Origin of the sequence: uncultured Formosa sp. (genome assembly GCF_947500765.1) — a bacterium.
Taxonomy (GTDB): domain Bacteria; phylum Bacteroidota; class Bacteroidia; order Flavobacteriales; family Flavobacteriaceae; genus Formosa.
The window spans coordinates 1-13,907 of record NZ_CANMTH010000016.1; the positions used below are offsets into that span (position 1 = coordinate 1).

Here is a 13,907-nt window from a genome sequence, read left to right on the forward strand (position 1 = left end):
TATCCAAGTTACAAAACCGAATATGAAAAATAAACCAGCTATAATCGCTATGGCGATGGTGTTGGTATTTGATTTAACAGGGGGATCTACTATACGGGTCATGGGTAAATATTAAAGTTAATTAAGGAGTAGTTTTTTGAGAGAATTGTGACTTTATTATAATTTTCTAAATATTATAATTCTAAACAATCTCCTGCTTTAAATGCAACTTGAATATCTTCTGAGGATACGGATATATTATAATTTTTTTCTGATGTTAAGTTTTCACAAGACTTAGTCGATAAAATTTTAATATGATTATCCCAACTACCATCTGGAGATTTTAATAAAAGAAAAGAAAGAGTACTATTCTTAGGCACCAATTTCGTACCTGTATAAATTCCATTATAATCTGAATCTGTTAAGCTTACACTATCAGCATGCCAATATTCTTCTGCTCCTGTATTTACATTTTTAAAGGTTCCTGAAAGTGTTAACATTTCGCGTCCACCTTCTAAGTCTTTTAAATAAGGAGAGTCAGACATATCGACACTAAAAGTTACATTTACGGAATCATCGTTTTTAATATTTTTAGAGTAATAAGCAGTGCTTTCCCAATTTTGTTTTACAGTTTCAAGATTAGTTTTAAACCTTCTAAAGTCTTTGTGTTCTGTTTTAGTCCACCCTACCTCTGCATAAGCAGCTATTCTAGGGAATACTTGTCTGTATAAATCTTCTTGTGTGGGAATCCACTCGCTCCACATTTGGCATCCTAAACCTAAAATTTGAGATTCCATATTTTTATCAATTCCTTTTGGAATAGGCGAAAAACTATAGGCTTTTTCAAGCGATATTGAATTATAATCATAATCCAAATAAGTATAATTATGCTGAGAATTCACAACTTCATGACCTTTTTCAAGTGCAGATATCATTAATTCTTGACTACCTTTCCAAAAATGAATTATAGCACTTTGGGCTAACTTTTCGTTGTTCTCTTTCTTACCCTCTTCTACATTATAATGATGTAAATTTTCACCTAAAATATCATTCCACCCCATCATTCTGTAACCTTTACTTTCAATAAATTTAGACATTCTATTTGTAAATGCTATTTGTATATCTGGGTATGAACTAATATTATGATCTTCCATCCAATTGGTTACCATTTCGCTCTCTTTCCATTGTCCAAACTTAACCTCGTCACCTCCAATATGTACAATTTTACTCGGAAACAAATCAATGACTTCTTGCAATACATTTTCTAGAAATGTGTTTACTGCTGGATCTGTCACATTAAAAATATTAGGTAAAATTCCAAATGTCTCAGACACATCTATAAGTTTATCTAAAGTTCCCAACCAAGGATATGACGCAATAGCAGCCGTGGCATGTCCTGGCATTTCTATTTCGGGAATGATAGTGATGTGTTTTTTTTCTGCATAAGCAATAACCTCTTTTATTTCTTCTTGAGTATAAAAACCAGAATGCGGTTCTCCTGTTCGTTTATCACTTTTTACACCATTAATTTGTGTATCTTTTCTATAGCTACCAATCTCAGTTAATAATGGATATTTTTTTATTTCAATTCTCCAACCTTGATCGTCTGTTAAATGCCAATGAAACACATTCATTTTCAATAAAGACATTTGGTCTAACATATCGTAAACAACCTCTTTTCCTTTAAAATGTCGTGATTCATCCAACATAAATGCACGCCATTTAAACTGTGGATTATCTTGTATTGAAACACTAGGAAATGAAATCACGCCTTTAGAAGTTTCGATTTTTAATTGTCTAAGCGTTTGAATTCCAAAAAATATTCCTGCAGATTTTGCTGCAGTAATACTTATTTTATTTTTAGTAATGTCTAATAAATAACCTTCATTTCCACAAATAGGCATGGTATTATCGTCTAATATTAACTCTACGTTATAGTCGATTGTCTTAGATTCTGTCACACTTAAACCAGATTCCTTTATTAATTTGCTTAGCTCATTAAATTCATTTTTTAAAGCCAAGTTATATTTTACGTTTAATCGTTTTAGTTTTAAAGTATCCTTATGTATGTCTACATTATTTGGATAAGGAATTAAATTTAATTGAGCTATCATTTTTGAGCTTGTAACACAAAGAATGATTGTTATTACTAATATTTTTATATTCATTTTTTTAAATATTATTGTCATGTATTTATACGTTAGCAAATTGATGAATCTCTCTATTTGCTATGTCTTTTAATAATTGTAGTTGTACTTTTTTTCTAGACATGTCTTTTTTATCTGCATTTAAGACCGCTTGTTGTTTTAATAATTCATTTTCTACATGATATGTTTCAATATCCTTCTTAGAAATTGATTTATATATACCATTAGCATACAACTTATAATTAAGCATTGTTAATGTTGATCCTGAAATGCTTTCAAACAATAACAAATCATCTGCATTCATTTCATTCAAAAATTTATTGGAATTATGTTTTAAAATAGGATGAGAAATATTTTTCCACATTTTTCCTGATGAAGCTGTTTTTTTAGATTCATCTGAATTGTAATACGTAAGCATAGCATTGTTAAATGGAATCTTTAAAAAAAGGCATAACTGATTTAATACAGCTTCGGGATGCTCGATAAGATCTTCATAACAGATAGAAAAAAACCGACTAGAATGTATGGTCCTTTTCAACTTTAAACATAAATCTTGTTCTGCTTTCCATTTATTTGCTAAATGATAAATATGCTTCGGACCAACAATTGCTTTTTTAAAAGAAAGTGCGACATCTCTTCCATCACGATATAAATGAATATATAAGGGTTGTATCCCAGACGCTTCAAATTGTTCGACGTAATTTATATTAGACATACTTTTACAACACCAATAAGACGCTTTAGAATGTGTCGCTTTTAAACTATATATTACTCTAAAAATTTCTAATAATGTGTTCGATTTACATTGCTGTTTAACACTATTGCTATCTAATTTTAAACCTTCCCATGGTACGGGATTACTCTCTATTAATTTACAGATATCATCAATCAATCTTAAAAAATTTAATTCATCATTTAAATCTCCATATTTTGATAATAAAGGATAAAATCGCTGAAGAATATGAGGCGGATGAGGCGCATCTATCTCTTGAATTTGATTTAGCATGACCCGTAACAAATTAGATCCAGATCGCTGTGTGCCTATAATTTGTATTGCTTTATTTTTTATCATATAATTAAAAAAAGTTGTAAAACAGCATTCCAGAAATTCCTGAAATAGGAATTAAATAAATGACATCTATTTTAAATTTAATTGATGCTATTAATACTATTATAAAGGTTAAAACAGAAAAATAATTAATGGGATAACTTTTACTAATGGTGAATGCCGCTGCTAGAATCATACCAATAACAGCTGGTCTTAACCCTTTAAAAGCGGCTTTAACTATGGGTGTGTTTTTTATTTTATTTAAAAATTCAGAAAAAATAATCATAATAAATGCTGGAGGAACAAAAACAGCTAGTGTAGCTGTAACAGCCCCTAGAAACCCACCAACTTTATACCCGATAAACGTGGCACTAATAAAGATAGGACCAGGAGTTAGCTGACCTAAAGCAATGGCATCTGCAAATTCTTTTTTTGACAACCAATGCAAACCATGCACAATAATTTCTTGCATAGCCGGAATAATAACATAGCCACCTCCAAATAACGTCACACTTATACTCGAAAACGTGACCATTAATTCTTTATTAATAATTGCCATTTTATGAGCGTTTCCTGTTGTTATTAACGGAAACAAAACACCAACTACAACAGACAATAACACAATACTTAAAGAGAAATATAATAAAGTTTTTTTGCTTTTTATTTTAGGGTTTACAAGAATATTATCAGGCGATATTCCCTTTTTATAAATTAATATTCCTAAAACACCACTTACTGAAATAATTATGACTGTAATAAAAATGGACTTAATTAACAGGATCACAGCTATCGCAGCAATGCAAATAACAACTTGTTTATAATCTTTAATATGCTTTTTAAACATGTTAAAAGCAACCGCTACAATTATTGCAGATACAGCTGGTAAAACACCTTTAAAAAAATCATTTAACATATCTACCTGACCATATTCTAGATATAAGAATGACAGTATAATCATGAACACAAATGATGGCAACAAAATACCAAGCATACTTACTAAAGCGCCTTTTATACCTTTTAACGAATACCCTAAATAAGCAATAACATTAAAAGCCATTGGCCCTGGTAATACAGATGCTAGCGAAATAGCGTCTAATAAAATATGGTCTTCTATTACAGGTTTCTTTTTAACAAGCTCTTTCTGAACTACAGATATTAAAGCCATAAACCCTCCAAATGATGTTGCACCAATTTTTATAAATGACCAAAACAAGAATGACAAAGTCACATCTTTAGAGGGAATGTAGTTAGTATCTGATTTTATCATTTGTGATTTTTAAAACATGAATTATTTAACATAACTAGTATCGTATAGTGCTTTTAAATACTGAACTCTATACGTAGAATACTCTAATGGCATATTCCCTAAAACGTTTCCGTTTTTATTAGTAAACACAATTCTATTTGTATTTGTACTACAAAAAACAACTAGACTATCATTAATATACTCTGCACTTCCCTGAGAGTGAGTAAAATATTTTTTTGGAAAAGGAACGATATCTTTAGCTTTTGCCTTCATTTGAATTGTATCTAATGAAATGGTTAACAATCGTGATTGTGAACCCGCATTAATATCTAACATTTTAATGCGGTTAGAAGCTTGTTTGAAACCGGGTTTAAACCTTAAGTTTCCATTATCTAATAAAACCAACTCATTATTTTCGTTAATTCTTATATTATGTTGTCCTGAAAACACGGCATCTTCTGGCATTATAAAATCACCATCTGTACCTCCTAGTTTCCAAATTAATTTACCCGTTTTTCCATTAATTTTCCAAATCTGACTAATATTCCGAAACGAAACATAATAATCTCCTTGTTTATCTTTGAATAAGGAATTTGCATGCAACCAATCTTTTTTACTTTTAAGAATCGTTTTATCATCTAGCGGATTCATAACATCGAATACAGACCATTCCCAAACCACTTCTTTTTTATGATTTAAAACGAGAATACCATCTCCTTTTATAGTGTCTGTTTTTGTACCACCAACAGCAGACAAGTCCATGATTCTCTCATTATAGACTAAGGTCATCACATTACCATTTTCATCTAAATCTACTTCATGATGAAACGAGTGTTCAATATTATCTTTACCTGTTTCAATCTCTAACAAAGTGTTGCCAAACTTATCATATTCAATAATTTTTTTCCCATTAGTAAAATGTAACGTATCGTTGCTTAAAATTCCTAATAACGTTTCCCTGTTCGTCCATTTAGACACTTTAAAATTGTCTTCATTTTTATAGTAAGATGCTAATTTTCCTTCACCATTTGTAATAAACAAATACCCTGGAATTTGTCTTGAATGAAAATGAAGATACCCATCGAACTTAACATTAGAAATGCTATCTGTATTTCTATAATAAGGCACCCATGGTATTTTTCTTGTGGTAGAAAAATCATATGTTTTACTATTTCTTTTTAATGATTTTTTCTGTACTACAACATTAAAATTATACTTGGTATTTAAATTCACGTCGACCAACATGAAATGGTGTAAATTTTTTTCTCTTGAAATAAGAGAATAAGAAATAACTGAATCTGTTTGCGCTGTATTTGTGTACGTCCAATATTGTATATAGGCATCTGCACCTTCAGAAGTTTCTACATCTATTTTTATTTTAAGCGCATTATCTTTCACTGAATTAATTTCAATGACTCCGATTTTTGGAGCGAATCTATTCGATATTTGACTGCACGATTGAAAAATAATAAAGAAAACAAGTAGGAGTTTCCGCATATAAATAAGATTAGAAGATTTGGTCTAATATTACAAAAGACCAAATCTTATTATTTTAAAAATTATTAGATGGATTTGGTTCCATATTTGGATTTAAATCTAATTCGGTACGTGGTATAGGCATCAATTGATAATCTTTTGTAATGGTAACAGAATATCCTTGATCTAATGCATATTGATTTAAAGTAGACACAAATACACCTTGTCTTATTAAATCGTCTTTTCGCTGTCCTTCTCCTGCCAATTCAATGGCACGTTCTTTAAGTACAGCGGCTTTAAAGTCTGCAGAACTTAAACCTTCTGTAAGGTTAGCCAATCCGGATCTATTTCTAACCTGATTTATCGCATTATAAGCATCTGTATTAGGTCCGTTTAATTCATTTTCTATTTCTGCTTTTAATAATAACACATCTGAATAACGTAAAACTGGTACACTCATTTTAGAAATCCCATAATTTTGGTAAGCAACATATCCTGTTCCTGGTGCTGTAACATCTCGGTTATAACTTCCAAATTTTCTATTAATAGCAAAACCAAAATCATCTATAGCATTCTTTATTGCTCCTCCATATAAATATGGATATTCTTCAAAATATACTTCGTTACGTTCGTCTTCAGATTCTATTTCATTATATATTCCTACTGGAAGACCTACTGTAGCCCATCCTGTATCGTACCCCCAAGGAGTAAAGAATTTTAAATGGTGATTAGAAGCTGTACTGTACGATTCTCCTAAAGACATGACTGAAAAAATAAATTCGTCATCTAAAACATTCGATTCATAAAACAGTTCTAAAAAATTACTTTCAGTAAATAAATTATAGTCGCCAAGAGCAATTAAGTTATCAATATTTGCACCTGCTTCTTCCCATTTAAGTTGTCTTAATTGTGTTTTAGCTAAAAGACCATATGCAGCGCCTTTAGACGCTTTTCCTGGTGTATAAGATTTACCAGGTAAATACGTAGAAGCATATTCAAAATCGGCTTCTATTTGTACATACACAGCTTCTAAATCTGTACGTGCTAAACCTACTTCATCAGATTGTGTAGGTTCTAATTTTAAAGGCACAGATCCAAACAAGCCCGTAAGATCGTAATATGCTAATCCTCTTAAAAATTTTGCTTCAGCAATAAGCTGTTCTCTAGAAACATCTTTAAAAGCCGTTTCATCGATACCTTCTATTAAAAGGATAGCCCAATTTGCTCTATCGACAACGGTATAAATACTTGCCCATAAATCTGCTGAAATATCTTCGTCACTCCAGTCGTAAGTTTCTAGAGGTCTATATTTAGAATCATTTAATATAAAAACATCAGTAATACCATCTGTAGCTCTAGCCAATACTCCTGAGGCATAATAATCCCATCCTCCAGCTAATAATCCGTTATAAATACCATCTATTAATGCTGTAGCATCACTTTCTGTACTTATATTAGATTCAGATAATTGTCCCTTAAGTTCTTCCTCTAAATCATCACTACATGAATTTAATGTAACTAAACATATAAAAAACATGCAGTACGTTGTTACTCTTATTAATTTCTTTTCTATCATAATTTTTTGATTTAAATTCCTACTTTAACTCCAAGTGAAAAAGATCTTTGATACGGATAAGAATATGCATCTAACCCTGCACCTGTATTAAGGTTTGTACCGCTAGATCTTGTAGAATTTACTTCTGGATCGAAACCAGAATAATCGTTCCAAGTTGCTAAATTTGTACCTGTTAAACTTAACTGCAGTGTTGCTAATCCGATTTTATCTAAGACTTCTTTATTAAAATCATAAGCGAGACTTACATTTTTAAGTCTTATATAAGAAGCATCTTCAACAAAATAATCGTTTACCCATCTATCTCCTTGCCACAAATCTTGTGGTAAAGTACCATCCTGATTTGTAGGAGTCCATCGTTCTTTAGCTATATCTAGAGTGTTATATTGATATCCGATAACATTATTTCCATTTAGTTTATCGACATCGAAAACACCTGTTAGAAATACTGAAAGCGTAATATTTTTATAACCGAATGTATTACTAAAACCTGCATTATATTTAGCATAACCATTACCAATTAATTCTTTATCTTCTCCTGTAATTTGCCCATCACCATTAATATCTTTAAACAATGGATCTCCTGCTTGCGCTGTAGGTTGTGTTGAAGATGTTTCACCTTGTTGTAAAATCCCTAAATATCTATAACCATAGATTGTTCCTACAGGAAGGCCTTCTTTTAGAACAGAATACGAACCACTTACATTACCATCTATTCTTGCTTCTTCTCCTGGTAAGAAATCTGTACCTTCTATTAATTCAAGACTTACAACGGTATTTTCGTTTTGAGAGAAATTAAGATTTGATGTCCAACTAAATCCATTATCAAACCTCTTATTATAGTTTAATCCGATTTCGAAACCTTTATTTTCGACTTCTCCTGCATTGGTTAAAATTGATTCTATACCATTAGAAGGCGCAATGGTTTTATCTAATAATAAATTAGTTGTATTGTTCTTGTAATATCCTAATTCCATTGTTAAATCGTTATCGAAGAAGCCAACTTCAAGAGCTAAATCAAACTTTTTAGTTTCTTCCCATTTCAAATCTTCATTTCCAACACGGGAAGATATAGTCCCAATGGATAAAGTTGAACCATCTGTAGTTACAGAAGCTGAAGGAGAAAATGTACTTTGACCTAATCCAACTCCAAATCTATCGTTACCTGTAATACCTACACTTGTTCTTAACTTTAACTGAGAAATTAAATTACTTTTAAAAAAGTCTTCGTTATGTACATTCCATGCTAATGCAGCTGCGGGGAAATCTCCCCATTTATTACCTTCACCAAATTTAGAAGAGCCATCTCTTCTATAAGTTAAAGTAAGAAGATATCTATCATCAAAAATGTAATTCATTCTAGCCAAATACGAGGCTAATTCACTCTCGGCGATATAAGAAGACGGAGTTAAAATTGTTGCTCCACTTTGTAAGCTATAATAGCCTAAAGCATCTGTTGTAAAATCACTAGAACCAGCTGAGAAATATTCTTCACTACTCCATTCATGTGTATATCCTGCCACAGCATTTATACTGTGTTTACCAATTAATTTATCGTAACTTAATAAATTTGAATAGGTGTAATATTTATATAGTAAATGACTTTGTCTTGCAGATCCCGGATCTAAAGATGATGCAACAATACTTGACGTTGAAGGTAAAAATTGACTTATTTTTTGATTAACTATTCTTGCTCCTCCTTGTGTTTTAAAGGTAAAATCTTTAAAAATTTTAGCTTCTAAGAAAGCATTAGCCAACACAAAATAATTAGTTCCACTATTATCCATAATCTCCATGGTTTCTAACGGATCTGTAGGAGATGAATCTCCAAAAATCAAGGCCTTATCTTCTATAGATAATGCATCGTAAACTTCGTAAGTTGGTGTTAGTGGGCTGGTTTGAAAAATACCTCTTAGAATATTGTCTTGTAACGAGTTTGCAGAAAATCCAAGAAAATCACTCTCTGTTGCTGAAAAGGATGTATTAACTCCTACTTTTATTCTATCGTCTAACAAATCTTGATCTGCATTTAAACGTATATTATAACGATCGAAAGATGTATTTCTAACAACACCATCCCAAGAATAAGCTCCTAAACTAAAGAACATTTTAGTATCATCGTTACCACCGCTAACAGCGATCTGGTGTTCAGAGGTATATCCCGTTTCAAAAGCTTCATCTAACCAATTGGTTTGCAAACCAAGTTCTTCTATTCTTGCTATAGCCTCATCTGTATAATAAGGCGCAATTCCATTTGCAACATCTATTTCATTTTGAAGTGTCGCGTAATCTGCAGAATTAATAAAATCATACGCATCTATATTTGCATTTTGAATGGAATAACTGCCCGTGTATGTTACCGAAGATTTTCCTTTTTTACCACGTTTAGTCGTAATAATTACAACTCCATTCGCTCCCCTTGTTCCATATATTGCTGTTGCAGAAGCATCTTTTAATATACTTACACTCGCAATATCTGCAGGATTAATACTGTTAGATAAAGATTCCATTGGAAATCCATCTACAACATATAAAGGGTTATTGTTACTGTTAACAGAATTATTACCTCTAATTCTAACTAACATATCGGCACCTGGCTCTGAACTTGTGGTTGATATTTGAACCCCAGAAGCTCTACCTTGTATTAAGTTTTCTACTCCTACCGCAGGTCCTTTATTAAAACTTTTTTCATTGATAACAGCAACCGAACCGGTTAAGTCTTCTTTACGAACACTTCCATATCCAATAATAATAGTTTCATCTAACTCGTTAAGTTCTGCTTCTAAAACAACCCTTAAACTTGTTTGTGAATTTATTTTAATTTCTTTTTTAGAATACCCTAAAAAAGAAAAAACAAGTGTACCACCCTGAGATATACTAGTAGAGAAGTTTCCATCAAAATCTGACACGACACCTTTAGAAGTGCCTTTAATAGTTATTGTTGCTCCTGGGAGCGGATTTCCTTCTGTGTCGACTAAAGTGCCTTCTATATTTTTCTCTTGGGCTTGAACAGGAAGGACTAGCCCAAATATAAGCACGCAAATAATTTTAAATAATGTTTTTTTCATATAAAAGATGTACGTTTAAAAGGTTAATAAATCACATATAGTCATTTCATGAGTAATATGCCTTTACAATATTATGGCATAAACACTATATAGAGTGGTAATTATTCGGCAAAATACGACGACATATCAATAATAACCCGCATAAACTCAACAAAAACTCACTAATTTAAGATTTACATTAAATTTTTATCATTTTAAACAAATGTCATTTTTAATGGATACAAAATCCAGAGATTAATCAATCAGAAATCAATTAAATACCATCCCACACACCTATTGAGAGTTATTTATATCGACTTAAAATCTAGAAGAATAATTTCTTCAGGGCTCTTATCAAAATGGTATAAGAAGATTATAAAGAAGGTAAGAGAAGACTATAATTATGATGAAAAACAAATCTGAGCTGTAGTTGATTATTTTATTAAAAAAAAGAATTAATAACTTATAGTAAAAAGAGTAAATGCTTTAATAATTAGTCTAGACTAATTTAAAACACATTAACATTAATAAGTAAAATATATAATCTTTGCCGTATGAAATATGAGAGTCTTAACTCTTATAAAAAATATCTCCCTATTTAATTGATACTAACATCTGAAACTTTAAAATATATCTGATAAATTCTCTTTATCGATTTTCCTTTTTTAAAGCTCATCTGTTTTAGAAAATACGATATTACCAGATTTTATAGTTTGTATAATCTCTAACTTATTATTTTCCTTTTTTAAAATAACAAAATCGGCAGAACATCCTTCGTTTAAACAATGAGTTACTTTACTCTGCAAGAATTCTACTGGTTTTAAAGAGGCCATATCCCAAGCTTCTTGTAAAGACACTATATTTTTTAAAACCAATTGATTAACACCCCAAAGTAAAGATTTGGCAGAACCGGCAAGTAAATTAGGATTATTTTTCACAAATAATTTACCATTAGAATCCAATTCTACATCACCACCTATATGTCCAGAATAAGATCCGCTAGGGAGATCTGCAAAAGAAGTTGCATCACTAATTAATATTGTTTGACTTGGCTTTGTTTTTATAAAAATTTTCAGAAGTGAATCCGGAATATGAAAACCATCTGCAATAACGGTAGACCAAAGAGATTCTGAAGCCAGTTGCTCGTAAATATAATTAATATGGCGAGGTAACATAGCATGACACCCGTTACCTAAATGTGTAGACATACTTGCTCCTGCATTAATGGCCTTGTTAATTTGTTCGGGATTTGCTGCGGTATGCCCAATAGAAACTACTATTCCAGAATTTACACAACGTTTTATAAACTCGCAAGATTCTGGCCATTCTGGAGAAATTGTAATTATTTTAATCCGTCCTTTAGCTACTTTTTGCCAATGAGAAAACAAATCCCAATTAGGTGCCTGTATATATTTTTTAGCATGAGCACCTCTTGGGCCATCTTCTCTGGATAGAAAAGGACCTTCAAGATGTATCCCTCCAATACATGCATCAACCTCTGGATATTTTTCACAAGCCATTGCAACTACATTTAACAAAGTACTTATAGCTTCTTCTGAATTTGTTATTATAGTAGGATAGTAAGTTGTAACTCCTTTTTTAAAAAGAATTTCAGTCAGCCTTTTAAGATCAGAACACTTTAAACCCAACTGATTTAAATCGATTCCTTTAAAACCATTCAACTGGATATCTGTTAAACCAGGAGCAATATAATAATTGCCATCTAAACTTTCGTTACCATCTAAAATTTTATATATTTTATCATCTTTAACCTCTACTTGAATAGGCTTATCTGTTCTATAATCTAATGCGTTAAATATCATCTTCTGTATTTTAAGACTTTTGATTTCCTCTTAAGTTTAAATATAATTCCTTTACTTCTAAAGACACACGTTCTTTAGTTATAAAACCTAATAAGACATAAAGGCATAAAGACGCAAGAATTGGCCCTCCCATTTCTAAAGCTAAAGAGTCTTGATTGACAATTTTTAGAATAATAAAAACAATTAAACCACCAATAATAGATCCTATAGCAGCAACACTACCACTTCTCTTAAATATAGGTAGAAGTCCTAATATAACGGGGATTGAAATTGGTCCCAATAATGCAGCAAACCATGTAACAATTAATCCAAAAATACCTCCAAATTTACTTGCATTCAAGGCAACTAAAATTGTAAGTAAAGTAAAACAGAAAGTTGTTGTTCTTGCTAGCTTTAATTCTTTTTTACGAGATAAATTTTTAAATTTTGACGAGAGATTTGGTAAAATATCTCTACATATTACTGACGAAACCGTATTCGAATCTGAGGCCGTCATAGAAAGTGTATTAGCAAACATAGAGGCCAATACCAAACCAAGTAAACCCGTTGGTAAATATTTTTTCGCCATAAGACCATAAGATAAAGTTGGATCGGAAAGATTGTCTAAAAACAAAGGCGCAGCAAACATGGGGTAAAGCAAAATTAATGGCCAAATAAGATATAATATAGCAGATAAAACACCTGCCTTTTTCGCAACCGTTGGAGACGACGATGAGATAAACCGTGTTGCAAGATTCCAAGTGCCGCCACTATAACTGAAAAAATTAATTAATAACATGGCAAAAGCAAAGCTTATAGTATACGGATCATTAAATAGTTTTGAGTGTCCTTCAGGAAGTTTATCCCACATGGTTATTAAGCTTTCTACACCTTCATTTGTATTCATTAAAATAATTGCAAACATTGTTATCCCTGCTATAATTTGCACTATAAATTGAGAAAAATCATTCCAAACATCTGCCCATAAACCACCTATAGTGATATAAATAAGAGATACAAAACCTACTAATAAAATGCCTAAAGTTATAGAAGCTCCACTAAACACATTTAGTAATATTGCAATCGCAGCTAATTTCCCTCCAGTATCAAACACTTTAATTAGAGTCCCAATCCAAGCAATTATTTGTTGTGTTTTAAGATTATAGCGAATAAGTAAATATTCTGTTGGCGATTGTATATTTGCAAACTGGCGTAATCTTACCCATCTTGGAGCTATAAAAAAAGCAGCTAATAGTGTTGCAATAGATACGGTGAAAGCCCACCAAACATATAAAGTAAACCCATGTGTATAGGCAATCCCTGCATAGGCAACAAATACAGCTCCACTATATCCAGATACATGATGTGAAATACCAGATAACCACCAAGGCAGCTTCCCTCCTGCGGTATAAAAATCGGCAGAATTCTTAACTTTTGTATAAGCCCAAAGCCCTATTGATAACAGAATTAAAAAATATATTGAGAGAACAATCCAATCTAGAAGCTGCATATAATTTTATGAGTTAAATGAAATAGTATTACTTTTTATTATTATAAAAACAAATATTAATGGTTTACAATTAATAACA

General features: G+C 31.4%; 8 protein-coding genes. All 8 read right to left on the reverse strand.

Annotated elements, in window-relative coordinates; all coding sequences use genetic code 11:
* Positions 1 to 173: 173 nt before the first annotated feature.
* A complete protein-coding gene (locus Q1B05_RS17660; protein ID WP_299782612.1) occupies positions 174 to 2,093 on the reverse strand; it encodes a beta-N-acetylhexosaminidase in 1,920 nt (639 codons plus the stop codon).
* 79 nt (positions 2,094 to 2,172) lie between these two features.
* A complete protein-coding gene (locus Q1B05_RS17665) occupies positions 2,173 to 3,198 on the reverse strand; it encodes a sulfotransferase (protein WP_299782614.1) in 1,026 nt (341 codons plus the stop codon).
* A gap of 4 nt (positions 3,199 to 3,202) precedes the next feature.
* Positions 3,203 to 4,441: a chromate efflux transporter gene (gene chrA, locus Q1B05_RS17670; protein WP_299782616.1), complete on the reverse strand. Its 1,239-nt coding sequence runs from the start codon at positions 4,439 to 4,441 to the stop codon at positions 3,203 to 3,205.
* 21 nt (positions 4,442 to 4,462) lie between these two features.
* Positions 4,463 to 5,818 (reverse strand): aryl-sulfate sulfotransferase, encoded by a 1,356-nt coding sequence (locus Q1B05_RS17675; protein WP_299782618.1) that lies wholly within the window; start codon positions 5,816 to 5,818, stop codon positions 4,463 to 4,465.
* Positions 5,819 to 5,972: 154 nt separating this feature from the next.
* Positions 5,973 to 7,472 carry a RagB/SusD family nutrient uptake outer membrane protein gene (locus tag Q1B05_RS17680; protein ID WP_299782621.1) on the reverse strand — a complete coding sequence of 500 codons (1,500 nt, stop codon included), beginning with the start codon at positions 7,470 to 7,472 and terminating at the stop codon, positions 5,973 to 5,975.
* Positions 7,473 to 7,483: 11 nt separating this feature from the next.
* Positions 7,484 to 10,537 (reverse strand): TonB-dependent receptor, encoded by a 3,054-nt coding sequence (locus Q1B05_RS17685; RefSeq protein WP_299782623.1) that lies wholly within the window; start codon positions 10,535 to 10,537, stop codon positions 7,484 to 7,486.
* Between the two features lie 644 nt (positions 10,538 to 11,181).
* The gene (locus Q1B05_RS17690) at positions 11,182 to 12,339 is read right to left on the reverse strand and encodes an amidohydrolase family protein (protein ID WP_299782625.1); all 1,158 of its coding nucleotides are present in this window, start codon (positions 12,337 to 12,339) and stop codon (positions 11,182 to 11,184) included.
* A 10-nt stretch (positions 12,340 to 12,349) separates the two neighbouring features.
* Positions 12,350 to 13,828: a sodium:solute symporter family protein gene (locus tag Q1B05_RS17695; protein WP_299782627.1), complete on the reverse strand. Its 1,479-nt coding sequence runs from the start codon at positions 13,826 to 13,828 to the stop codon at positions 12,350 to 12,352.
* Between the last annotated feature and the right edge of the window lie 79 nt (positions 13,829 to 13,907).

What these genes read in the sequence shown, in the direction of transcription:
- Q1B05_RS17665 (WP_299782614.1), bottom strand. Translation starts at nt 3,198, where the DNA reads ATGATAAAAAATAAAGCAATACAAATTATAGGCACACAGCGATCTGGA.
- Q1B05_RS17685 (WP_299782623.1), bottom strand. Translation starts at nt 10,537, where the DNA reads ATGAAAAAAACATTATTTAAAATTATTTGCGTGCTTATATTTGGGCTA.
- chrA (WP_299782616.1), bottom strand. Translation starts at nt 4,441, where the DNA reads ATGATAAAATCAGATACTAACTACATTCCCTCTAAAGATGTGACTTTG.
- Q1B05_RS17695 (WP_299782627.1), bottom strand. Translation starts at nt 13,828, where the DNA reads ATGCAGCTTCTAGATTGGATTGTTCTCTCAATATATTTTTTAATTCTG.
- Q1B05_RS17680 (WP_299782621.1), bottom strand. Translation starts at nt 7,472, where the DNA reads ATGATAGAAAAGAAATTAATAAGAGTAACAACGTACTGCATGTTTTTT.
- Q1B05_RS17660 (WP_299782612.1), bottom strand. Translation starts at nt 2,093, where the DNA reads ATGATAGCTCAATTAAATTTAATTCCTTATCCAAATAATGTAGACATA.
- Q1B05_RS17690 (WP_299782625.1), bottom strand. Translation starts at nt 12,339, where the DNA reads ATGATATTTAACGCATTAGATTATAGAACAGATAAGCCTATTCAAGTA.